Here is a 22197-nt window from a genome sequence, read left to right on the forward strand (position 1 = left end):
TTTTTTAGTTGGAAAGTCATAATGCTGAAATTTGGGGTTAAGAGATATTTCACAACAAAGTAACGGGCAGGCTACGCATTGAATATGCGCTATTGTTTATAACGTATAAAAAAAAGTATGTGTTGGGAGAATATTTCAGTCTGCATTAAAAAAACTACTGCGAAACCTCCACATACTCCACCCCTTTCCCGATCAACCCCTGTTCGCTCACTCCTTCCACACTTACCTGGAACCTCCCATAAACATCCGAACAGTAAAAACTGACTGTTGCCTCACCATTTTCATCTGTCGTAATATCCGGTATCCAGGCAAGGGTTTTTCTAAAGTCAGGACCGTTGTTTGACTGATCAAACTGCGGAGAAATATAGTAACCACCTGCTACAGCGAGGTTGAATTTTTTTAGTAGTTGTTCCTCTGTAAATGTGGGGTAGTGATATTTTACTTTTTTTACTTCATCCGCGGTGAAGGCAAACGGATGCGATACAATTTCCTGCCTGCGGTTCCCGATATACTCGCTGTATTCCTTTCCTTCCACGGGTTTGGTCCCTCCCCCACAGGCGGGGCAGTTTAAAAGTCCGCACGCGCCTACATAATCTGCGGGGCCTTCAAGTTTAGCAATGCTATCGAGTTTACCCAGGTATTTGGGCCAGGCGGTTTTGGCGCCTTTGGCAGAGATTTCCACGCCGGCTAATGTTTTACTGAACCGGTTGAAAATAATAGCTGTGTCCGCGGTTTTTATTCTTTTAAGAGCAGGAGGATAATAAGGTGTTTTGTTTTTCTCTGCAACGGTAATGGCGGCAAACGGATCGGTAACGGTCATTGTGAAAGGTTGTTTGCTCTGTCCCGGGTATTTGATATAAAGCCGGTTCCCGGATGCCAGGATAGCGGGATCCAGGAAGAAATGCCCGGCACTGTCCGTGCTTAACAAGGTGTTGTTTTTTTCTGCTGCGTTGAATACAAAAAGCAGGTTGGGAGATGAGTGGGACTTATTCCCCCTGCCCTGGAAACTCAAATTACCGGCAATGCTGTCGGTGATCACGGACCTTGTATCAGGATTGGCTTGCCGCTGATCGCTCCACAGGTAACTGTTCTGTTGCCGGGTAAGCAGTAACAGGTCCAGCGCGGCTAACCGGTCTTTATTTTTTTCATCAAAGTAGTATCCGGGATCATCGATCCTGGTTCTCAGCTGGCTGGTAAGCAGGTAATGATCATCAATGTGCTTGCCATCGTTGTTATCATAGGCATTGTAAAATACTTTCAGGCTAAGCCTTGCTGGAACAGGATTACCTTTTTCGTTTGTTGTTTTAATCACCAGGGAAACTTTTTTCCGGGTGAAGTAATGTTGTTCAGGAAGTTGAAGATGGATGTTTAATTTTTTATCAGGGTGTACAAACACCAGCCGTTTTGCCAGTGGTTTCAGTTGCTGGTCAAATAGCGTAATGGCTGCAATGCCGCCGGGACTTCCGCCCACGGGGAGCCGTACCAGCAGGCTGTCTTTGAGCAATGCAGTGGCAGCTGCCTGCATTAGTCCGCGTATCTGGCTGCTGATATAGATCCTCTGCGCGGCCATGCCGGCGCTGGCGGTGATTTTAATAGAGATGCTGTCGGGCCCTGCCGGTTGTACATGCATTACAATGCCGGTATCTGCAGCTTTGGGAAGGGGAATCAACTTATCGCCTGCCTGTATAGTGTATGTGGCGCCCTGTTGAGGAATAAGATCAAAACTTCCCATTCCCAGATGGGTGGTTTCAATGTGTTGTAATGGTTTTCCGTCTTTAAGCAGTGTGCCGGTAATTTGTACCGGTACACCGCTGCTGGTTGTTGCGTTAAATGCAATGTGATTTTTTAACCCGGAGATGAATGTACCTCCTTCCGTAAATGTTTGCAGCTGTACGGAGTCGTTTGTTTCCGGCTGTAGGGAAATGTTGCCAGATGCACGGGGCAGAGAATAGGAATCTTTAATGATGTGCACTTTACGTAAGGCATAAAACGGCGCAGGACCTGCTGTGAAGGAATGCGCGGAATAGGCTTTCAGCCAGTAGTCGCCTGCTGTAAGGCTGCCATCCAGGTATATATGACCGCTGGAAGCGCCATTGCTAACCAGGTAAAGCTGCTGCCATACAGTGCTGTCGCTGCCGGCTTTTGTTAGCTTCACATACAATGTCTGATCGGTTGTATACCATACGAAATGCTGCGCATTCAGCAGGCGTGCATTGAACCAGAGGTCTTCGCCCGGCTCATACACTCCACGGTCTGTTTGTAAATAAATATTCCCGGCGGGAATAGCTGCAGCCGCTTCTGTTAATGCGGTGGCTAATTGTTCTGCCTGTGGAAACTGCTGGCCGTTGGAAGTAAGCGGATGAATTGCCAGCAGTATAAGAGCCATAAGTACTGTCTGCCGAAATATTTCCATCTGCTTAAAATATAAAAAATACTCCGTAAAGCGACGGCTGTTTCCGGCTGAGATAAGTTGGCGCCCGGTTATTCATTGGCAATCATCAGCATTCCAGCAACCAGCTCTTTTTCTCTTTACTTACAATGATATTTTTTGTTGAATGGAAATTTCAGGTTCACTTTAAGCTTCCTGGGAAAGTGTTCTGTTGCGTCCCGGATGGCATTACGGTTAACAAGGAATTGCCTGTTCACCCGGAAAAATGTGGAGCTTACCTGTCTTTCAAGTTCTTCCAGGTTTTCAGGAATCGAATATATTTTGCCTGAGTGAGTATACAGATGATTGATTTCATTCTCCAGATAAAACAAGGCAATCTTATCAAAACTGATCGGCAAAAAAACGGTCACGGTATTTAATCATATAAGTGCCGTTGTCTTTCAGCAGATAGGTGGAAAGTGCTTTCATGGCTGCTTCGTACTGACGTACAATATCGCCGGCCAATAATTTTTTCGGGTTTTCAAATTTGGAGATCGCTTTCTCCAGGGGTTCTTTACTAAAGGGTTTAAGTACATATTCTACATTTACTTTAAAAGCTTCTATGGCGTAGCCGTCGTAGGTGGTGCAGAATATGATGGGAACATTGATATGGCCTTTCAGTTGTTCAGTGTTTTCAACCACCAGCTCCCAATCCATACCGGCGCCAAATCTTGTTGACGCAGTAACAGGTGCTTCTATATTTTCATTTGCAGGCGGGAGTATTCCAGGTCGGTCTGGATCTTGGTGTGGTGTGTAATTACAAAGTCGTGCAGTAAAAGTACAATGGTTTAGTAATGATCACCGCTACCATTACGTATGTCAGCTGCCACCTTACACCTTCTGTATTGAAGCCGGCGTTGGAAAAGTTGCTGCTCGTTTACGATAAGGAATTTATGTCTTATTTCGGTGCTTCAGGCGCCCGGCAGATCTCCCGGTATAAAGATGTGAAAGCTGTTTTAAGCGATCATCAAACCTTTTCTTCCGGGTATATGCCAAAACAGTATGATAATATTTTTACCAGAATCTCAACATGGCACAATGTGGCAGTTAATTAATTTAATGCGATTTTTATATATGTAAAATATATGCAATATTATTGTCAAATAGTCATTGCAAAGGCGTTTAATTGGGCATATTGCGCTATTTTATTGTCTGTTTCTATTTGTTGATATCCCTTCAAACCCTTTCTCACAGGGAGGAAGCAGATCAAGTCCACCTCCACTCCATTTTTACTGCGGGCCCTATTTTACTGCACAGTATGCGTATCGCTATTCCTCTGTATGAATAAGCTATACATCACACAACAAAAATCAATATAATCTGCACGTTTAATCAAATATTTAACTAGCTTTGCCGCCGATGTTCATCTTCCTGAACATTGGTCTATTCCTCCTTAGCTCAGTTGGTTAGAGCATCTGACTGTTAATCAGAGGGTCGCTGGTTCAAGTCCAGCAGGGGGAGCAAAATAAAAAGGCGCTTAACATAATCAGTTGAGCGCCTTTTTATTTTTATAGTGATTTGACAGTATATCTACGCCGTCACCAATATCATACATCCCGGATGCACAGGAAGTATTTCAATCATGGGCTCCGCATGATCAACACCGCTTTTAATCGCAATACACTTTTATCAACGCAATTTCGTGTATGCTATGTAATTGAATGTAGCCACTCTCTTAATCGCAATACATTTTTACCAGCAGCTCATGAAGGCGTAATCAGCTAAGTGGCTCCAGTATGTTGTGCTGGATGAAGTGATTGGAAATGATGTCGCCAGATTTTTTGATCGCTCATTTGTTGCCCGCGACAGATTGGAAAAGTTGTTTTGAAAGATTGAATGATAACAAAGACCGGAGGGCAGCCGTTTTTATTAAAAAAAACTTCACTAACTTCGCCGCCATGAAGGTAAGGGTCTGCCATAATGCAGGCTCTTTGCATTTAAGACATAACAACGGGGATTTTTATTAATTTTCCTTCTTTAATTCAGACAACATAATGGATAAAACCAGCAAATTTATAGCGGTAGAAGGTTTAGACGGCGCGGGTAAGTCAACACAAATAGAACTGCTGACACAATACCTGGAGTCGAAAAATGAGAAAACCAGGTTTATACATTTCCCCCGTAGCAATAAGGGAATGTTTGGTGAGCTCATTGCTAAATTCCTGCGCGGTGAATTTGGCGACGTGAAAAATGTGCACCCGCAACTGGTTGCCTTGTTATTTGCTGAAGACCGCAAAGAGTTTGCCGCCACTATCAATGAATGGCTGAATGATGGTTATTTTGTATTGGTAGATAGATACGTGCTTTCAAACATTGCTTTCCAGTGCGCTAAACTCCAGTCAGACGAAGAAAAACAATACCTGCGCAACTGGATCAATGAATTTGAATACAACTATAACAAGATCCCTAAACCCCATTTCTCTATTTACCTGGATGTTCCCTTTTCTTTCACGGAGTCCGCACTAACTAAAAGACGCGCAAATGAGGACCGGGAATACCTGCAGGGGAAAGATGATATTCACGAAGCGGATTTCTCCCTTCAGCTGGCCGTGAAAAAGGAGTATGATGCCTTGTTAACCGCAGATCCAACCATTAACAGGATTACCTGCTATAATGATGCACAGCAAATGCGCCCCATACAGGAAATCCATGAAGAAATTATTCAGCTGGTGAACAGCCAGGTGAAATTATAATAGTTTATTGCTATGAAGCTGCAACTGTAGGGAAAAATATTCCCCTTTAAGCAGATAGAATTATAGTCGCCTGTTGCTGCAAAGTTTCCCTCCGCCCGGAAAAATATTCCCTTTAAGCAAGTGGAATGATAACCTCTTATTGTTGCGGGACTCTCCCGTTCGTGCAACCGTTCCCGTACCTGAAAAATATTTTTACCGGTTGTAAGTAATTACCGGTAGTATACCTGTCCTCCTGTAAAAGCGCCTGCGCCAAACCTGGTTCCACTGTTATGAGCGCGCAGTAGCAATTATGACGGCTTTACATACGACTGGCTGAGCACACCAGGAAAACTGTTTATTCCACAAAACCCACAAAATCCACAAACTGGAAAACATGAAAACTCTTCCCTGCGCTAAAGCGCTCCTCCACAGCACCTGCTTGGCAGTGCTTCTTCTGGCATTGATTGTTACCGGCTGTAAGAAACCGGAAATGATCAAATCTTCCGAAAACAACACCCTTTCCGGTACAACCGGCCTGGTAACAATTAACTCCGTACAACCGGTGAAATCCGAAGCATTGCTGGCTATGCAATGCTACAACAACGCATTTTATCATCAGTACGGTACTTATGGCCCGTCTTTCAAAGCCTATTACTATTCAGATGTAAACCACACCGGCAGGATGGATTTCTGGCGACAGGCAGAGGCCATCGAAACACTGATTGATGCCTACAACATCAACAACGACACAGACCTTAAAAACAAAATGGTGTACCTGTACAACGGAATGCGGGATAACTATGGCCTGCTCTGGACTTCCAACATCTATAACGATGATGTGATATGGGGCGCCCTAATGTGCATCCGCGCTTTCCAGATCACCAACGACGGCGGCATGAAAGATATGGCCAAAAATAACTTCGACATGGTATGGAACCGGGCCTGGGATACCAACCTGGGCGGCGGCCTCTGGTGGACCACCGCCAACAATACCAAGAACGCCTGCGTGAACGCGCCGGCAGCCATTTGTGCCATGTACCTCTACCAGGCTACCGGAGATGCCACCTATAAAACCAAAGCCAAACAAATTGTTGATTGGATGGTGACTAAATTATACGTACCCGGCACCGGCGAAGTAAAAGGTGCTATGAACGCCGCCGGCGTTATTACAGAGGGGCCCCGTACCTACACCCAGGGCACTTTTATTGGTGCCTGCAGCATGCTGCACAACTCTTATCCTTCAGATAATTACAAGGCAATGGGTGCTAAAGCCATGGACTATACGAAAATCAGCATGTGCAACGCACAGGGATTACTGCCTGATGAATATGACACCGACGACTGCCAGGGCTTCAAAGCCATTTTTGCCCGTTGGGCCTGCCGCTTTGTGAAAGACCATAGCTACCAAAGCACTTACGCCGCCTGGCTCAACTACAACGCAGCTGAAGCCTGGAATTACCGCAACTCCAACGGGCTTATGTGGGGCCAGTGGTGGCACAGAACTCCCGATAATTACGTGAATTCCTTTGAAACTACCTGCGGTATTGCTATGATGAATGGCGTTTGGCTGTTTTAATGACTGCTTTTGTTTTTGTTCCTGGAGATATTTAATTTGTGTGAAACAAACCTATATCAACCGGTTATGATACACACAAAAAGAATAACACTGCTGCTGCTCGTAATACTTTCAGGCATCATCACACAGGCACAGTCCCTGGCAGATATCGTGAATAAGAACGTTGCAGCGCTTGGTGGCGCCGATAAGCTGAAAGCATTGAAAAGCCAGTATGCCGAAGGCACTATGGAAATGCAGGGAATGAACTTTCCCTTCAAAAGATGGGTGCTGCAAGACAAAGCCATGCGCCTCGAATTTGAAGCGATGGGCACTACCAATATCCAGGTGCTTACAAGCGCCGGCGGCTGGGTACAAATGCCCGTGATGGGTAAAACCACCCCGGAAGATATGGACAGCGCTACCATCAAAGCGCTGGGCAAACAGCTGGATCTGACAGGTGATTTCTACCACTACAATGAAAAAGGCAACAAACTGGAACTGCTGGAACCTGAAACCGTAGATGGCATAAAGCTGGCGAAAGTGAAGGTAACCTATACTAACGGCAACGTCACTACGTGTTTTGTAGATCCTGCTACGGGAAATGTGTTGAGAATGGCCAATTCACTGGAAATCCAGGGCCAGCATATGGACCTGGTTACTAACCTCAGCAATTTTGCAAAAACTGCAGATGGCTATAACTATGGCTCCAGCATCTCGCAGGAACCGGTGGGAGTGAAAATCAGCATTACAAAAATGGAGAATAATGTGCCGGTAGACGAAAGCATGTTCAAAAAGCCATAAAACGAAGAAGTGTATCAAAGAGGAATGGATATTTCTTAAATGCCTGGCTAGCCAGGCGCTCACATAAAAGAGGCTGTTCAAAATTGAAGTGCTCCAAAAGTGTCGAACTTTTGGGGCACTTCAATTTTGAACAGCCTCCTTCCTTATTTCGTAAGCAACGATTCCAGTAACCTGATCTTCTTAAGATCCGGCTTTGTGGTAAAGATCCCCTGCCCGCTTACATTCCTCACCCCGCGCACAAAGCAGTAGATGACGCCCCCGAACTGTTTCTCATAATTAAAGCCAGGAATGCGGCTTTCCAGGTATTTTTTTACCGCTACAGTATAAATAAAATACTGAAGATGGTAATTGTTTTCATTCATCGCTGCAGCCAGGCTGTTCGCATCATAATCAGCCACACTGTTGCCCAGGTAATTCGATTTCCAGTCGAGGATATAATATTTCCCCTGGTGCTCAAAGAACAGGTCTATTTTCCCATTCATGATACCTTCCAGCTCCTGGTTGCTGTATTCAGAGAACCGTTTTACGCTTACACTTACCTGTTCGTCGGACAGATTATTGAGCAGGTTCGACTTAAACACCGGCACCGGGAAATCAAACTCAAACTCTGCCAACCGTTGCTGCCGCCCTACAGATGCCAGCTGGAAATTAACGCCGTCAACATGTATAGTGGAGTACATTACATGTTGCAGCATTTCGTTTAGCCGTTCCAGGTATATTTCCCGTTGCCCGGGCACAAATTTCCGGATGGCTTCTTCCAGCCAGTGCTCCCACTTGCTGCTATCGGAGAAATTAATACTTTCAAAGATGAAGTGCAGCAGGTTACCCGTTTTGGCGCCGCGGCGCAGTGTATTGAATATGAAATTATCATAAGGGTCGGTTTGCTGTAGGGAACGTAGCCGTAGCTGGTGTTCCGGTTTGGCAGCCAGCATGGTATAGCTCATTTTCCGCCAGTTCTGCTCCTGCAAATGAAAAGATACCGGCGCCCTGCTTACAGCCAGCCGGCCTTTGTTAAGCTGCTGCCTGTAGTTTTCTGCGGGCGCTTCCGGTAGAACGCCCTGCAGCTGTATCAGCGAAGCATCCGGTGGCGCTGCAGCCAGCTCCTTCAGGAAAACAGACAGCGACGAATCCTTGAAAGAATGATGGCAGTTTTTAAACAGGTAACATTTATACACAGCACGGGTAATGGCTACATAAATCAATCGGCGGTTTTCCTGCTCCTGTTGCTGCTGGTAGGCTTTTAGCTGTTCTTCTGTAAGCAACGCCTTTTGTGTGCCCAGGTAATCGCCGGTGACAGGATCGCGGAAGCTGACAAAATCAATTTTTTGCTTCTCCACAAAATCCAGGAAAGGAGCAATCACTATTTTATATTCCAGCCCTTTACTTTTATGGATGGTTACTATATTCACGGCGTCTTCATCGCTTTCCACGCGTTGGGCGTATTCGTCGCCGTCGGTGTTCATACCATCAATGCCGCGTTTGAGCCAGGAGATGAGATCCCGCATGGAAAGGTTTTTACGGCTCTGCACCTGGTGTACCAGTTCTGATAGCTGGTACAGGTTGGTGATGATACGTTCCCCGTTTTCAGTATGGCCATCCAGCAATACCTGGCGTACATTGAAGTCCGCAATAAACTCCATGAGCGCGGTATAGGCGCCATCGCGCTGCCACAGGGTGCGGTATTTGCCAAATAGTTCCAGCATTATTTCGTCATCCAGCTGAAGAATGGTGTTGCTGTTGTAGCCGGTGAATGATCCCAGCAATGCCCGGTTGATAGTTGACCGGTCCGGCGCCTCCATGGCTTCCAGTAAGTGCAGCAGTTGCTGCGCCTCGGCCGACCGGAGCACTTTGGCTTCATCTATGGTAACAGCAGGGATGCCCAGTTGAGCCAGTGCATGCTTGATGTCCCTACCCTCCTGCCCGGTGCGCACCAGTATACCAATGTCCGACGGAATAATGGAACGGGAGCCTTCTTTGTTTTCAATGCGGTAATCCTTATCCAGCAGCAGCTGTGCAATTTGTGCGGCCACGCTGTTACAGATGGATTCTTTTTTATCACAGGCCATCACCTCAATGGGTACATCGGGCGTATTGCCTTTATAGAGATAGCCTTTCCGGTTGTTCTCCGGGCTGTGTACCTGGATGTAATCTATGCTATCGCCCTGCCCCGTAAAATCAAAAGTGGGAAAGCCGGGTGTTGGCTCAAAGAACACGTTCATGGCACGGATCATATTTTCCGACGAGCGGAAGTTCTGATTCATGTCGTACACATGCTGTACGCCATTGCGGGCGTTGAAATAGGTGAATATATCTGCTTTGCGCCAGGCGTAAATACTTTGCTTGGGGTCGCCAATGTAGAACAGGATGGTGTTCTGGCCAAAGGCCCGGTCAAATATTTCGAACTGTTCTTTATCGGTATCCTGGAATTCATCCACAAATACCGCTTTGTATTTATTTTGTAAAGAAGCAATCAGCTCTTCGTTATTATTTTTCACCAAGGCAGTATGCAGGTTGTTAATAAGATCATCATAACCCAGCATGTTGCTGCGCTCCTTGAAAGCGCGTACCTGTTCACTGATTTCCTTGATGGCAACATAGTAAACCTGCCGGCGGATGAGTTGCTGATGTTCTTCCAGTTGTTGGGTTAATGCCTCTATTTTGTCTATTTCTTCCAGAATTTCAGGAAAAACAGCACTAATGAACTTTGCTTTCTCCCGTTTGGCTTTTATTTTTTTAACCAGTTCTTCCGGCTCAGCTACCAGGTCCGGCCATTCGCTTTTGGTATATCGGTTGGCAGTGCAGGCGGCTACCCAATGTGCGCTGTTAGCTGTTATACCGGTATATAGCTTTTCAGTGGCTTCCAGTTCTTTTGCCTTTAGTTGCTGTAGTTCCCCGATCCATTGTTCCTGCAGGGCTTCATTGATCTCATCCGGTATATCATCTGTATAACCAAAAAACTTCTTCCCGCTGAGATGTTCTTTGATCACATTCAACAGTTCAGTTTTCATATCCTCGTTCCAGATCTGTTCCAACAGGTCGGGATGAAGCGTGGTTACATTCCTGCGCCAGAATTTATTCAGCTCATTTTCAATAACCGGCGTAAGGTCGGGCACCATGGTGGCGCCAAACAGCTGGTTGGTTTCAAAGGCATATTCATTCAGGGTTTGCTGGCAGAAGCCGTGAATGGTGAGCACGGATGTTTCATCCAGCAGCAGGATGGCATCGCGCAGCAGTTGCTGTACGGGGCGGGGATCATCAAAGTCGATAACGCTGAAAACCAGGTCCATGATCTTCTGGTCGCTGATCTCCTGCCCCCGGCTTACCTTGTAGGCCTGGCGTATAAACAGCCGTATCCTTTCTTCCAGTTCAGCCACGGCAGCCCGGGTAAAGGTAACCATCAATATTTCTTTTACAGATAGCTTCTGCTCCAGTATCAACCGTAGTACCAGTATGGCGATGGAATAAGTTTTACCGGTGCCGGCGCTGGCCTCAATGAGGTTGCTGCCTTCCAGCGGAACGGTACCCGCATCAAACTGTTTATATGTAATGCTATCGATCATTTCTCTTTGTCTGGTGTTTCAAAATAGGCCTGTAACAGGATAGTTAGCGGCTGTATCAGCAATTCATAAATATCGAGGTAGCTGCTCAGCGCCTCTTCTTTCTCAAAAAATCCCTGTTCATATACCTGTACAAGGTAAGGGTCCGGCGATTCCTGCCGGTCTATCATCCCCGATATCTTATCCCTGAATTTTTTCAGATCCATATTCAGCCAATCTTTTTCCGTAATCTCAAGATCAGGGTAAAAGGATATTATTTTGCTGAAGCCCTTTTTATACACTTTTACAATTTCCGTTAAGCGCTTTAATGCTTCTTCCTGCGTTAGCGGAGCGGCCTGGAAGGCGTCTTCTTTTTTGGTGCCTGAAATAAAACAGAGGTCCGTTACTACCCCCGCCGCTTTCCCGGCCAGGTAGCGGAGATAAGCTTCTACCAGGTATTTGCTCTCTTTCTTCGACCATGATACCTGCACCAGGGTTTGGTCAAACACACGTAGGTTCCCCTTCAGCAGACTGTCATCTGTCATTAACTCAATTGTGATCCGCTTTTCTTCAGCGCCTTTGGTAACTGCTTCATACAGGCTGCGCACCGGCATTACCATTTCTTCCATTTTATGGATGGCAACGGTAGCCATATTGCGAAGCGGCAGTTTCCCTTTTTTTACCAGGGTGGTTTGCAGCGTATTCTTTTTATCGCCGGTTGCCGGCAGCAGTTCGTTTTTCACCGACCATTGCTGCAGCTTATTCAGGTTAAAAATTTCCGTTTCGCTGAGCAGCAGCTGGTTGTCGTTATAGCGGATACCGAGTACCTTGTTGTAATAGGCCCTGAAAGGATTTTTAAAAAAACTGATCAGTTCTTCCAGGGTAATTTCTTCGAAGGTTAAGGGAGTAACAGTTTTATTTTCGTTGAGATAATTTTTTTGGCCGGTTTCCTTATTGCCCAGGTAGGAAAAAAGACGCTGATCTGAACCGGCATATTTCCTGCTGAAGCTCTGCAGTGGCTGCAGGGTGATCAGTTCGATGCGCACGGCTTCCGGTGTATTTGTACCTGCTTCAATATAATCTACCAATTCATCTACCAGTACGGATGGCGGAAGATCAGTGTTGTCTTTCGCATCTTTCCCGATATAGCTGATGTACAGGTATTCCCTTGCGGAGAGCAGGGTTTCGAGGAACAGGTGCTTATCGTTTTCTTTTACATTACGGTCACCTTTCTGCCGGTCTTTTTCCATGAGGTTGAAGCTCGATTTATTCTCCTTCCGTGGAAATTTATTGTAGTTGAGGCCCATAAGTGCCACTACTTTGAAAGGAATACTGCGCATGGGAATGAGCGAGCAGAAAGTAACGCCGCTATTTACGAACAATCCCGCGCGGGTGCTGCCGGTAAGCGTGTCCAGGAAGCTGTGGCTGAACACTTCGAAAGTTACTTTTTCGCTCATAAATTCATTCAGCGCATTATAAGCAGTGAGTTGCTTTACGAGCGTATTATAGTCTTCATCAATATCGTCTACCGGCTCGTACACCATATTATGCAATACCCTTTCGGTGTAGGCTACCCATTCTACAATGCTGCGTGGGCGCCGCCTGTCTGCGATAGAAGACATAAGCACTTCTGCAAAATGACAGAAGCGGATCACATCATGTGCATCGCTGCCTTCGGTAATATCCAGCGGGAAAAAGCTGTCTTCCCCACTGCCATATTCTTCTTCCCCACTCATACAGATACCAAACATAATGCGTTGGATACCGTATTGCCAGCTCACAAAATGGGTTTCCTCCTTTTTGTTGCCGCTAATGCCAAAGCGGATATTGGCAGCCTCAATGATGCGGCGGATGAGCACCGGGTCGTTGAGGTTAAAGCGTTTGCGGATATAGGAAAAGTCGAGCAGCTGCATCACCGCTTCCGATGTGAAATTCTCCTCGTTCATGGTGAGGATGGCGTGCAGGGCATTAAAAAGATTATCGTTATCGGTATAGCTTTCATCGGCGATCGTATACCGGAAGGCATAAGGCGCATTGTTGAACACGGCTTTGATATAGGGCGCATAAGCATCTATATCGCTTACCATTACTACGATGTCGCGGGGCGACAAGGCCTCCTTCCTTTGCGCTACCAGGTGCACCAGGTAGTTGTAAAGCACTTCTACTTCACGGGCTATGGTATAGCAGGCGTTGATGGTGATGGAGCCGTCGCGCACATCATGCAGGGTGATTGGCTGCCTGTCGGCAGTGGTGGCTGCGGCGTTGAAAATATCGTGTTGTATTTTATGGAGCAGGTTATCCGGTTCGGGTTCCACGGTATCAATTTCTTCGTAGGCATTGATAAATGCGTCGTATGCGAAGAAGAGGCCAAAGCTGTCTTGGATAACCCGTCCCCAGCCGGTAAGCAGGGCGTTGCCGGCTTTGGCGTCCTGTATATCTTTTAAGCCTTTCTGGCGCCAGCGGGCTATCTGTTTTTCGTTCCGGTCGTCGAACCAGAACACCACCGGCGATGGGTTAATGATATGAAAATATACGTCTATAAAAGACGATAGCTCATGCAGGATCTTCACGTGGTAGGCGGTGATGATAGACAGGCCGAACAGGTGTACCACGGGCATACGGGCTGCCAGTCCTGATTTCTGGCTGTTGCTGTGCAGGGCATCGAGAATAAAATTTCCTACGATGGTTTTATCCGGAAGGGCGCCGCCGGAAAGTTGTTTTACTTTTACCCATAGCCAGTGTTGCCACCCGGCGGTGGCCAGTTCCGGGGTATCGGTGAAGGTCCATGCCTGGATCATTTCCGGGCGGTACACCTGGTACTGGTCGAACAGGTCGGCTACTTTTTCTGCCAGGGCCATTCGTTTCAGATCGCTTTCTGTTTCCGCTGCAGTGTAGTAAGCAGCAACTTTCGGGTATTTGGCAATGAACTCTTCCTGGCCGAGTAGTTTAAATACCAGCCAGCTGAGGTTTTGAGGTGAGAGCACTTCTGAATGTGGTCCACCCAGGATTACATACAACTGGTACAGCAGGTCGTTGGGCTTCATGAAGCGGCAATTCGCTGCAATACCCAGGTGATCTGCCAACTGAAGTTTCAGCCAGTTGTTCATCCCTTCCGTTTGGGTAATGATATAGTGAGGCTGGAACACACTGTTGCCTGCATCGCGGAGGTTTTGCGCCAGCCCGGATGATAAACTGTTCAGTGAGTTCGAAACTTTTAAAAAACAATGCCATTGATAGATCCTTTTGCACTCCGCCATTCCCGAAGCAAGTGATTTAATTTGCCGCTGCATCCATTTCTTTGAACCTCGCCGCGATGCCTGAAGCCCTTTCCACGAAGCGTTCTGCCGCCATGAGTATTACTTCCGGCGTTCCCTGTACATACACTTTATTTTTTGCACGGCTTACCGCGGTGTACAGCAGTTCCCGGGTAAGAATGGGAACATCGGTGGTATCCGGCAACAGTACCAGTACTTCCCCGAATTCGGAGCCCTGGCTTTTATGGATGGTCATGGCAAAGGCGGTTTCCGCCTGGGTTAAGTAGCCGGGCAGCACGGCTTTTAATGCGCCGGTACTGTCTTCGAACCAGGCCATGAGCACCCCGTTTTCATCTGCACGGATGATGCCGGTATCGCCATTGAACAAGCCATGTTCATAATAATTACGGGTAAGGATCACCGGCCGGTTTTCATAGAATTCCGTATTGGCGGTGATCAGCTTTTTATCGAATAAATATTTTTCTATTTTCTTATTTACAGTACGCAATCCCTGCGGGCCTTCCCTTACGGCTGTGAGCACACGTTGCGCATTGAGAAGCTTCAGCGCTGCAGCAATATCTTTTTCTGCAATAAAACTGGCGTAGCCGGCAATGAAATCTTCGAACAATTGTTCTGAAGCTTCCGGGTCAATGATCACCTGTTCATCTGCCGAAGGCGGAAAAAAAGAACTGATCACCGGAACATTATTGCTGATAATAGCCCAGCTGAATTTACCGATGCCCTTGTCCCCGGTGAAGCGATGGCTGTGCCTCAGTTCCACGAGGTGCTGGAACAGGGGGTGATGATCATCGTTTTGTGTTGCGGATGCAGGGATCTGCCGGCTTTCTTCCGGAATAAAATTATTGATCAGTTGCCGGCGGCTATCTGTAAAACGGTTCAGGTGTTCCTGTGCCTGGCAGAGGTCACCAAAAAGACTCCCCGCTTCCACGGAGGCCAGCTGGTCTTTATCGCCCAGCAAAATGAGCCGGGTATCCGGGTGTATGGCATCCAGCAATTTAGCAAACAGGGCCACATCAATCATGGAGCACTCATCCACGATCACTACGTCGTAATTGAGCGGGTTATCTTTATCATGCCTGAAGTAGGGGCTGCCGCTGATGGGTTTCAGCAAACGATGAATGGTAGCCGGTTGCAGCGCGCGGAACTTTTCGGCGACAGGCGCGTCTACATCGATGGTTGTATTACGCAAACTTTCCGCCATGCGGGCGGCGGCTTTCCCGGTGGGCGCTGCAAGGGCCACTTTCAACGCCGGATCAGTGGCAAACAGGATGGCCAGTATTTTAGCCACGGTGGTGGTTTTACCGGTACCCGGGCCACCGGTGATAATAGTAAAATTATTCAGCACGCCGGTGATGGCGGCTGCCAGCTGCCAATCGGCCGGATCGTTATTGTTGCCGGCAAACAGCTTACTGATAAGCGGTTGCTGTTGTTGCAGCAGGGCAATTCTTCCCGGTAGTTGTATTTTCTCTTTTAAGAGGAATTGCCTGATGCGCTGGAGGAAATCTGTTTCATACCGGAAATAGCGTTGCAGGTACAATCTATTCTGATAAATCACAAAAGGTTGTTTATCGTTGCCTCGTGTACCTACCAATGGGATATTTTCCAGGGCTTGATTACTTGTTTCTATTTTTTGATAAGATTCAGGAAGATTATTTTTTTCTTCTGCTATTTTATCGAGATGAATGCAAATATGTCCTTCACTTCCTTTTTTGGATAACAGGTAAGCATAAGGTTTTAGCGCCGGTATATCAAAATACTCGGCGAATTGTTGGTGAACATCATTGAGTGTGGCTATGTTTCGCATTCTTACCTTATCACTTGAAAAGATTAAAGTACAACTTTTTCTGCTTCTGCTGAAACGCTATATTGCAGGCATTCAAAACCTATATACTGTTTTTTATGATTAAGAAATTGCTAACCCTTTGCACTGTTTTTTTAGTTGTTTGTTTACATGCCAGCGCCCAGGAAGAATTCTGGAGAAAACCTGGCCAGTTGAAAGCAAATTTATCCCTGTTGGGAGTGAATGCAAATTACGAATTGCGGCTGTTAAAATATTCAACGCTTAACCTGGAGGCAAAGATCGACATGGGCCTTTTATTCCGGAGTAGTGGTGATTATGGAAATGAATGGGATTTTTTGGCATGTCCCGTTTTTTCTGCGGAGTTCAGGCAGTATTATGGTATTGCCCATCGTGCGGGAAGGAATAGAAGAATAGACAACAACGCTGGTAATTTTTTTAGCATTACCGGTGGATACATGGGTCAGCCGCTAATATCCACCAAAGATTATTATTCCGCCAGTAGCGCATTTTTTACGCCAGCCTGGGGAATGCAGCGCAGCTGGGGTCGTCGCTTCAGTTTTGAAGGCCGCTTTGGTCTTACTTTTTTCCCAAAAGAGTACGCCGATGTGGTACAGCCGAGTATACGGATCAACTTCGGGTATATAATCCTGTAACGGCGCGTTTTCGTAAATTAGCTGCTAAAACCGTGAGAAATGTCTTCCAGGATAATTAAGCAGGTAATAGTGATGCGTAAGGATCTGAATATGCGCAAGGGAAAAATGATCGCACAGGGCGCGCATGCTTCGATAGCCTTTCTGACGAGGCATGCCACCATTAGTGGGCATATATTGCAAACCAATATCAGGAACCCGGAAGAGGTATCGGAGTGGATGACAAAGGGATTTACGAAGATCTGTTTGTCGGTAGATTCTGAAGAAGACCTGGAGCGGGTATACCGGCAGGCGGTGGAAGATGGGCTGAATGCTACGCTGATCACAGATTCAGGGTTAACTGAATTTGGTGGCGTACCCACCAAAACCTGCTGTGCCATCGGGCCTAATTTAAACGAGGAGATAGATCGGATCACAAAAGATCTGAAGTTGCTTTAATCTTCGTCACCTACCACATCGGTTTCCACTACCCTGCCTACCTGTCCGTCTTCCAGCCGTACTTTAATACCGCGGGAATGATAGGCTGCAGAGGTGAGCAGATCCTTTACGATGCCATATGTTTTTTTACCGCTGCGCTGATCTTTTTTCAGGATGATGGCCACTTCCAGGCCAGGGTAAATATCTTTTCTGTATTGTCCGTTCATAGCTGCAAAGCTAAAATTTTATTGGTATAAATAAAAAAGGCGGGTCACTATATGACCCACCTATTTTATTTGGAGATGAAGATCTGACGCAGCTGATCTATCAGCATACCGTTTCCGCTTACACTGATGTTGCTGATCTTCTCCGCGATCTTTTCCACATACTCCATTTCCTTCAGCTTAAACAGCATCGGGTTGTCTTCCATGAGCTTTGCAGTATTCAGCAGGCTCCTGGTGCTGGCAGTTTCTTCCCGGCGCATGATGATATTGGCTTGTGCCTTCTTTTCGGCCACCAGTACCTGGTTCATGATGTCCTTTATATCGCCTGGCAGGATGATATCCCGGATACCGAAGCCGGTTACGCTAGTACCGAGAGCTTCCGCTTTCGCGGTGACGGCCTTCAGGATGGCAGGCGCCAGGGTATCTTTCTTTTCCAGTAATTCATCGAAGTTCAGGGCTGCGATGTATTCCCTCAAAGCCAGCTGGAACAATACGTACAGCTGCCGTTCGTATTCCTTGTTTTGCAACAGGGCTTTGTTGATATCAGTTACACGGTACTGTGCCCATGCGTTCACCCGCAGTGCTGCTTTGTCTTTGGTCAGGATTTCCTGTCCGTTCACTTCCACCTGCAGCTGGCGGGTATCTACTTTACTAATGGTGATGGTGATGTTGTTCTTCCACCAGAAGTAAACGCCGGTGTACAGGGTCATGGCATATTTACCATCTACCAGCATGATAGCCTGTTCGTAATTTTCCACGCTGAAAGTTCTTACGTAAGGCGCTACCAGCCGGTGGCAAAGGGTAGACCGGTCTATATTTTCAGTGATCGCTATTTTAGAGATATCTGCACGAACAAACTTGTTGTCGATGATATTTTTCCAGAACGTATAACGGCCGGTAGTCAATACCTGCTTCAGCAAGCCATTTTCATAGTGCAGCACAATTTCGGTTTCTTTTACTTCCACAACCTGCAATGCGTTCATCACATCTGCGTCCTGCAGGAGGATGTTCAGCTCAACCGGTGCAATGAATGGCTTGTTGATATCGTAGATAGTCACATCTTCGTTGATCAGCCAGTGGCGGCCTACCTGCAGCATCCGCTGGTATACGCCGTTCCTGAATACCAAACCTCTTTCGTAGGTGTTGATGGTTACTCTTTTCATTTTCTTCAATTTTTGGGGTGTTGATAATAAAGCCAGTGCTGCTGTCCGGATGGCGAACACGGAAACAGGTGCAGCTCAGTGATTACGCATCGCTCAGGGCGGAAGTGCTAAGTGATGGTAAGGAACTGATGTATTCCCTGTTTGCGGGGTGTTTTCTCTCCTGCCGGTATCATCCTTTTGATGAAGTGGCGGGGCAGTAAGCCCTGGCTTTGTTTGTTTTGTTAAAGGATTTTCAGTCCTTCTGATTTAATCTCTATCTGAGATTGTCTATTGCTCTACCAGATGAGCTACCGTTTTTCAAGGACGGAAAGGATTCGAACCTTTTACCCATAGATGGTGTGTGCGGGAACCCTGTTTTTGCAACAGCATACAGTTTGTTACTACCACTGCACTGGGGAGTAGTGTGATACTCCTGCCTGGGTTACTGAATTACAGTTGTTCCCGACTTCCTGTTGAGGAAGCTTTTCAGCAAATGCTTTTCATTTGCCTGGTGGATGAAGCAGGAGTCGAACCTGCACGGGCGGTGCTTCAAACCGCTGCTCTACCATTGGAGCTATTCATCCTGTTTAATTGGCAATGGGTGCAGGCGGGGTTCGAACCCTGATCTTCCGGTTCACAGCCGGATATTCTGCCATTGAACTACAAGCACCATATTTTAGTAACCCTGACTGGATTCGAACCAATAACTTTCTGCTCCAAATGCAGACGCGCTAACCATTGCGCCACAGGGCTGTTTTGAGTAGTCCGGATTGGATTTGAACAATAGCCGGCTGCGTATAAGGCAGGTGCTCTGACGATTGAGCTGCCGGACCGGATTTGCCTGTTGCCGTGCAGGCATAAAAAAAACCGGGTGTTCAGCACGACCGGTTCCTACGTATATTCATAAGCGTTACTTATGTTCGCCGACGCCGGTGTCGTTGATGAATAAATTGGCAGCCATAGTTAACCGATAGCAATGGTTTGCTATGATGGCTGTTAAATTGTATTTTATGTGTATGCATTTGCATGCGTATTTTCAGTTTTAAGTGCAAATAAAAAACCCCGCAATCTATTGCGGGGCCTGTGTTATATCGAATTCGTTTATCTCAACTTATTCATCAGCATAACATGCCCCGCCACTGGTATAACCTGGTGTCAGGCTAAACTGGTGTTTTGAATGTATGTTAAAAATTGAGCGGTACATGTTTGTTGTTTTTTGTTAATGCAAAGGTGGGGATATTTTTTTAATATCTCCAAATATTTTTTAAAAATTTTCTGGATAGGTGTGGAAGGTGGATAAGCAGATGGTTAGATAGATATTTACAAGGGAAGGAAATTCGTTTAGTCGTGTTATTTACTGGCATAAAATAATACCAATTGTTAATCAAATACAAATAGTGCGCTTATAATAAATATTTCGGGATGCTAACTTTATCAAATGTTTGTTAACGTCGGATTAACAAAAAAGTTCCTTTATTACTCTTATTGGTAAAGGATTTTGAAATTTTTAGACCTAAAACTCATTTTGATTTTCAGAATTAAAATTTTCCGTTAAGACTTCCATTTTAATGATGAATAGTCATTTCCTTTGAGATCTGAAAATAAAATCTATGAAGTCCATTTTTGCTTTGAAGCGAGAGTCCCGATATAAATGTGAGGCATATACGATAAAGCCGATATCAGTTTGTAAAACTTTGATTTATCACCCAAGTAAATATAACTATGAAAAATCGTATCCTACATGCTGAGGACGATGTCCTGTTTTCGGGCATTGTAAAAAAGATACTTCAGCAACAGGGTTTTGAAGTGTATAGTGTCTTTGACGGGGAGCAGGCATGGCAGCTTTTTAACGGAATGAGATTTCATTCATGTTTATTGGATATTATGATGCCAGGGCTGAATGGAATTGATCTTGGAGAGCGTATTCGCACTCTGGACAAACAGATTCCCATATTTTATCTGTCGGGAGAAGATATTGCGATGGTGTCTGCAGAAGTGTTCGGGAGAGGAGGTGCAAATGGTTATTTCCCTAAGACCTTCAACTTGCGCGAGTTGACAGGAAAATTACAAACTTCTTTAATTCATATCAATAATTATGCTTTATGGAAAGAATTATAAAGACGTCCTATTATGATCCCGAAGCTAATGAGTTTTATGCCTCTCATGGCAGACCCCGGAAAGTTGCGCCGGAAGTTAAGAAAGTGTACAAGTGCCTTTATGATAATGCAAATAAATTAATCAGCAGAGAAGCTATTATGGATAATGTTTTCGGGAAAGATAATCACGATATAAACAAATTGTATGTATACATATCCAGGATCAGGCGAATTATCCAGGATCACTTCGGTTCAAGGATACATAATGTACGTGGTAAGGGATATAAACTGATTGTGCCCGTAACGTAGGAATCCTCTGTTTATCCCTATATTATTTATTCCAATACCTTGTTATCCTAATGGGATATTTTATTATATTCGTTTCCTGTTTAGTAAACCCAAAGTATAACCGTTAACCATATTTATCTACTACAAAACTAATAGTCATGAAACTCCTTAGAACATTGCATCATCCGGATGGTGTGCGTTCATCAGCCGAATATGAAATAAGGGACAATAATGTTTTTGCCACTGTCCACCATCCCGGTGGATCCGCTCCCCTGCCCTGGTATGAGGTGAGAGAAGATAAGCTCTATCCCACTATCCATCATCCGCAGGGGCGGAGCTCATTTCACTGGTTTGAAATTAATGACACGAGTATCAGGCCTTCCATTCACCACCCAAAAGGCAGTGATGGGTTGCCATGGTATAAGATTGTGTAACCACTGAAGAAAATGGGTTTATGAAGCTGGCCTGGCATGGATGCCGGGCTTTTTTATGGCATTTTTGCACTGTATTTTATCTGGATAAATAAGCATTGACCCCGCATTCGAATCTTCTCATCCGCCCCGATCCGATGTTTGCAAGCCTGCTGCATACCCCTATACAACCTGCTTTGGGGCCAATGCTACTCATTTGAAGTGGAATCAAAGCGGTATGATTAACGCCTTATTTACAGGCTTTTCTAGACTTAACAAGTAATTGGCGTCCAATAATTTTAGCAGTTCATTGTAAAGCAAAAGCAGGTCGGCCCGGTGCTGGGCATCTTCGTATTGGGTATCCTCCGCAGCCAGTGTTTCCGATAACCACAACCAAAGCGTTTGCCTCGCTGCAGCAGGTGGAAATAGTTCGCAGAAACGGCTGATAGCCAGCATAGGATCCACAGACTCCTGTTCGGATAAATGTGTGTAATGAAAGAATGACGGTGAGGTTTGCATAACAATAGATTTTTATTGTGCTCTAAGATAGTAAAATTATGATAATAAATGTGATTTTGATCCTTTTAAATAATGATAATGTGCTTATTTATGTGATTTTAATGATGTCATAATGATTTGGCTTATGCTTATATTGTTGAAAAATATGCTTATAAAGCAGTTATGGCAGATCAAGTATTCAATAGAATAAAAGCAGTGCTCGCTGAAAAAGGCAGAACAAATAATTGGTTGGCGGAAACTTTGGAAATGAATAGAAATACTGTATCAAAGTGGTGCACGAATCAGATGCAACCAACCATAGAAACATTGTTTAAAATTGCGCAGGCCTTAGATGTAGAGGCAAGAGATTTACTGGTACTAAGAAAAACTAAATAACCCGTTAT

General features: G+C 45.6%; 20 protein-coding genes and 4 tRNA genes. 12 read left to right on the forward strand and 12 right to left on the reverse strand.

Going from position 1 to position 22197, the window contains the following annotated elements; all coding sequences use genetic code 11:
- Nucleotides 1–154 precede the first annotated feature (154 nt).
- From ABIE50_RS03985 to ABIE50_RS03995, 3 genes are all read right to left on the reverse strand, one after another.
- Complete coding sequence (locus ABIE50_RS03985) at nt 155–2386, reverse strand: hypothetical protein (RefSeq protein ID WP_209855575.1); 2232 nt, start codon at nt 2384–2386, stop codon at nt 155–157.
- Nucleotides 2387–2529: 143 nt separating this feature from the next.
- Nucleotides 2530–2799, reverse strand: coding sequence for a LytTR family transcriptional regulator DNA-binding domain-containing protein (locus tag ABIE50_RS03990; protein ID WP_354027865.1), 270 nt, complete (start codon nt 2797–2799; stop codon nt 2530–2532).
- Nucleotides 2771–3085 (reverse strand): hypothetical protein, encoded by a 315-nt coding sequence (locus ABIE50_RS03995; RefSeq protein ID WP_209855572.1) that lies wholly within the window; start codon nt 3083–3085, stop codon nt 2771–2773. The genes ABIE50_RS03990 and ABIE50_RS03995 overlap by 29 nt, the downstream gene beginning before the upstream one ends.
- 137 nt (nt 3086–3222) lie before the next feature.
- Between ABIE50_RS03995 and ABIE50_RS04000 the strand changes: the two genes are divergently transcribed.
- The 5 genes from ABIE50_RS04000 (at nt 3223) to ABIE50_RS04020 (ending at nt 7456) form a co-directional block, all read left to right on the forward strand.
- On the forward strand, nt 3223–3483 hold the full coding sequence (locus tag ABIE50_RS04000; RefSeq protein WP_209855570.1) for a hypothetical protein: 261 nt from the start codon (nt 3223–3225) through the stop codon (nt 3481–3483).
- A 332-nt stretch (nt 3484–3815) separates the two neighbouring features.
- A tRNA-Asn gene (locus ABIE50_RS04005) sits at nt 3816–3889 on the forward strand.
- A gap of 533 nt (nt 3890–4422) precedes the next feature.
- The gene (gene tmk, locus ABIE50_RS04010; protein ID WP_209855568.1) at nt 4423–5121 is read left to right on the forward strand and encodes a dTMP kinase; all 699 of its coding nucleotides are present in this window, start codon (nt 4423–4425) and stop codon (nt 5119–5121) included.
- A gap of 373 nt (nt 5122–5494) precedes the next feature.
- Nucleotides 5495–6676, forward strand: a complete 1182-nt coding sequence (locus ABIE50_RS04015; RefSeq protein WP_354027866.1) for a glycoside hydrolase family 76 protein — start codon at nt 5495–5497, stop codon at nt 6674–6676.
- 66 nt (nt 6677–6742) lie between these two features.
- Nucleotides 6743–7456, forward strand: coding sequence for a hypothetical protein (locus ABIE50_RS04020; RefSeq protein ID WP_209855566.1), 714 nt, complete (start codon nt 6743–6745; stop codon nt 7454–7456).
- 143 nt (nt 7457–7599) lie between these two features.
- Here ABIE50_RS04020 and recB read toward each other — a convergent pair whose 3' ends face one another.
- From recB to recD, 3 genes are read right to left on the reverse strand one after another with little or no spacing between them, the layout of a single operon-like run.
- A complete protein-coding gene (gene recB, locus ABIE50_RS04025) occupies nt 7600–11016 on the reverse strand; it encodes an exodeoxyribonuclease V subunit beta (protein WP_209855564.1) in 3417 nt (1138 codons plus the stop codon).
- Nucleotides 11013–14249, reverse strand: coding sequence for an exodeoxyribonuclease V subunit gamma (recC, locus tag ABIE50_RS04030; protein WP_354027867.1), 3237 nt, complete (start codon nt 14247–14249; stop codon nt 11013–11015). The genes recB and recC overlap by 4 nt, the downstream gene beginning before the upstream one ends.
- Before the next feature lie 16 nt (nt 14250–14265).
- Nucleotides 14266–16071 carry an exodeoxyribonuclease V subunit alpha gene (recD, locus tag ABIE50_RS04035; protein WP_354027868.1) on the reverse strand — a complete coding sequence of 602 codons (1806 nt, stop codon included), beginning with the start codon at nt 16069–16071 and terminating at the stop codon, nt 14266–14268.
- Nucleotides 16072–16166: 95 nt separating this feature from the next.
- Here recD and ABIE50_RS04040 point away from each other — a divergent pair, with 95 nt between their 5' ends.
- Nucleotides 16167–16721: a hypothetical protein gene (locus ABIE50_RS04040; protein ID WP_209855561.1), complete on the forward strand. Its 555-nt coding sequence runs from the start codon at nt 16167–16169 to the stop codon at nt 16719–16721.
- Nucleotides 16722–16760: 39 nt separating this feature from the next.
- Nucleotides 16761–17156 carry an aminoacyl-tRNA hydrolase gene (gene pth2 / locus ABIE50_RS04045; protein WP_209855559.1) on the forward strand — a complete coding sequence of 132 codons (396 nt, stop codon included), beginning with the start codon at nt 16761–16763 and terminating at the stop codon, nt 17154–17156.
- Here the strand turns inward: pth2 and ABIE50_RS04050 are convergent.
- Nucleotides 17153–17362: a YwbE family protein gene (locus ABIE50_RS04050; protein ID WP_209855557.1), complete on the reverse strand. Its 210-nt coding sequence runs from the start codon at nt 17360–17362 to the stop codon at nt 17153–17155. The genes pth2 and ABIE50_RS04050 overlap by 4 nt on opposite strands.
- 65 nt (nt 17363–17427) lie before the next feature.
- The gene (locus tag ABIE50_RS04055; protein ID WP_209855555.1) at nt 17428–18522 is read right to left on the reverse strand and encodes a slipin family protein; all 1095 of its coding nucleotides are present in this window, start codon (nt 18520–18522) and stop codon (nt 17428–17430) included.
- Nucleotides 18523–18542: 20 nt separating this feature from the next.
- Between ABIE50_RS04055 and ABIE50_RS04060 the strand changes: the two genes are divergently transcribed.
- A complete protein-coding gene (locus ABIE50_RS04060) occupies nt 18543–18722 on the forward strand; it encodes a hypothetical protein (RefSeq protein WP_209855553.1) in 180 nt (59 codons plus the stop codon).
- Between the two features lie 288 nt (nt 18723–19010).
- Here the strand turns inward: ABIE50_RS04060 and ABIE50_RS04065 are convergent.
- The 3 genes from ABIE50_RS04065 to ABIE50_RS04075 all read right to left on the reverse strand — a co-directional run bounded on the left by ABIE50_RS04065 (nt 19011) and on the right by ABIE50_RS04075 (nt 19334).
- Nucleotides 19011–19085 (reverse strand) — tRNA-Phe (locus ABIE50_RS04065).
- A gap of 96 nt (nt 19086–19181) precedes the next feature.
- Nucleotides 19182–19254, reverse strand: a tRNA-Gln gene (locus tag ABIE50_RS04070).
- An 8-nt stretch (nt 19255–19262) separates the two neighbouring features.
- Nucleotides 19263–19334: transfer RNA gene (locus ABIE50_RS04075), tRNA-Ile, on the reverse strand.
- An 889-nt stretch (nt 19335–20223) separates the two neighbouring features.
- Between ABIE50_RS04075 and ABIE50_RS04080 the strand changes: the two genes are divergently transcribed.
- The 3 genes from ABIE50_RS04080 (at nt 20224) to ABIE50_RS04090 (ending at nt 21319) form a co-directional block, all read left to right on the forward strand.
- Entirely contained in the window at nt 20224–20619 is a 396-nt protein-coding gene (locus ABIE50_RS04080) for a response regulator (RefSeq protein ID WP_209855550.1), read from the forward strand.
- Nucleotides 20604–20906 carry a winged helix-turn-helix domain-containing protein gene (locus tag ABIE50_RS04085; RefSeq protein ID WP_209855548.1) on the forward strand — a complete coding sequence of 101 codons (303 nt, stop codon included), beginning with the start codon at nt 20604–20606 and terminating at the stop codon, nt 20904–20906. The genes ABIE50_RS04080 and ABIE50_RS04085 overlap by 16 nt, the downstream gene beginning before the upstream one ends.
- Nucleotides 20907–21043: 137 nt before the next feature.
- Entirely contained in the window at nt 21044–21319 is a 276-nt protein-coding gene (locus tag ABIE50_RS04090; RefSeq protein WP_142684372.1) for a hypothetical protein, read from the forward strand.
- A gap of 204 nt (nt 21320–21523) precedes the next feature.
- Here ABIE50_RS04090 and ABIE50_RS04095 read toward each other — a convergent pair whose 3' ends face one another.
- Complete coding sequence (locus tag ABIE50_RS04095) at nt 21524–21814, reverse strand: hypothetical protein (RefSeq protein ID WP_209855546.1); 291 nt, start codon at nt 21812–21814, stop codon at nt 21524–21526.
- Nucleotides 21815–21931: 117 nt separating this feature from the next.
- Here ABIE50_RS04095 and ABIE50_RS04100 point away from each other — a divergent pair, with 117 nt between their 5' ends.
- A complete protein-coding gene (locus ABIE50_RS04100) occupies nt 21932–22189 on the forward strand; it encodes a helix-turn-helix transcriptional regulator (RefSeq protein WP_354027869.1) in 258 nt (85 codons plus the stop codon).
- The last annotated feature ends 8 nt before the right edge of the window (nt 22190–22197 follow it).

Origin of the sequence: Chitinophaga sp. OAE865 (assembly GCF_040546735.1) — a bacterium.
GTDB classification, from domain to species: domain Bacteria; phylum Bacteroidota; class Bacteroidia; order Chitinophagales; family Chitinophagaceae; genus Chitinophaga; species Chitinophaga polysaccharea_A.

Bases quoted from the DNA above. Each gene is read 5' to 3' on its own strand.
- ABIE50_RS03985 (WP_209855575.1), bottom strand. From the start codon at position 2,386: ATGGCTCTTATACTGCTGGCAATTCATCCGCTTACTTCCAACGGCCAG.
- ABIE50_RS03995 (WP_209855572.1), bottom strand. From the start codon at position 3,085: ATGGATTGGGAGCTGGTGGTTGAAAACACTGAACAACTGAAAGGCCAT.
- ABIE50_RS04000 (WP_209855570.1), top strand. From the start codon at position 3,223: ATGATCACCGCTACCATTACGTATGTCAGCTGCCACCTTACACCTTCT.
- tmk (WP_209855568.1), top strand. From the start codon at position 4,423: ATGGATAAAACCAGCAAATTTATAGCGGTAGAAGGTTTAGACGGCGCG.
- ABIE50_RS04015 (WP_354027866.1), top strand. From the start codon at position 5,495: ATGAAAACTCTTCCCTGCGCTAAAGCGCTCCTCCACAGCACCTGCTTG.
- ABIE50_RS04020 (WP_209855566.1), top strand. From the start codon at position 6,743: ATGATACACACAAAAAGAATAACACTGCTGCTGCTCGTAATACTTTCA.
- recB (WP_209855564.1), bottom strand. From the start codon at position 11,016: ATGATCGATAGCATTACATATAAACAGTTTGATGCGGGTACCGTTCCG.
- recC (WP_354027867.1), bottom strand. From the start codon at position 14,249: ATGGCGGAGTGCAAAAGGATCTATCAATGGCATTGTTTTTTAAAAGTT.
- recD (WP_354027868.1), bottom strand. From the start codon at position 16,071: ATGCGAAACATAGCCACACTCAATGATGTTCACCAACAATTCGCCGAG.
- ABIE50_RS04040 (WP_209855561.1), top strand. From the start codon at position 16,167: ATGATTAAGAAATTGCTAACCCTTTGCACTGTTTTTTTAGTTGTTTGT.
- pth2 (WP_209855559.1), top strand. From the start codon at position 16,761: ATGTCTTCCAGGATAATTAAGCAGGTAATAGTGATGCGTAAGGATCTG.
- ABIE50_RS04050 (WP_209855557.1), bottom strand. From the start codon at position 17,362: ATGAACGGACAATACAGAAAAGATATTTACCCTGGCCTGGAAGTGGCC.
- ABIE50_RS04055 (WP_209855555.1), bottom strand. From the start codon at position 18,522: ATGAAAAGAGTAACCATCAACACCTACGAAAGAGGTTTGGTATTCAGG.
- ABIE50_RS04080 (WP_209855550.1), top strand. From the start codon at position 20,224: ATGAAAAATCGTATCCTACATGCTGAGGACGATGTCCTGTTTTCGGGC.
- ABIE50_RS04085 (WP_209855548.1), top strand. From the start codon at position 20,604: ATGGAAAGAATTATAAAGACGTCCTATTATGATCCCGAAGCTAATGAG.
- ABIE50_RS04090 (WP_142684372.1), top strand. From the start codon at position 21,044: ATGAAACTCCTTAGAACATTGCATCATCCGGATGGTGTGCGTTCATCA.
- ABIE50_RS04095 (WP_209855546.1), bottom strand. From the start codon at position 21,814: ATGCAAACCTCACCGTCATTCTTTCATTACACACATTTATCCGAACAG.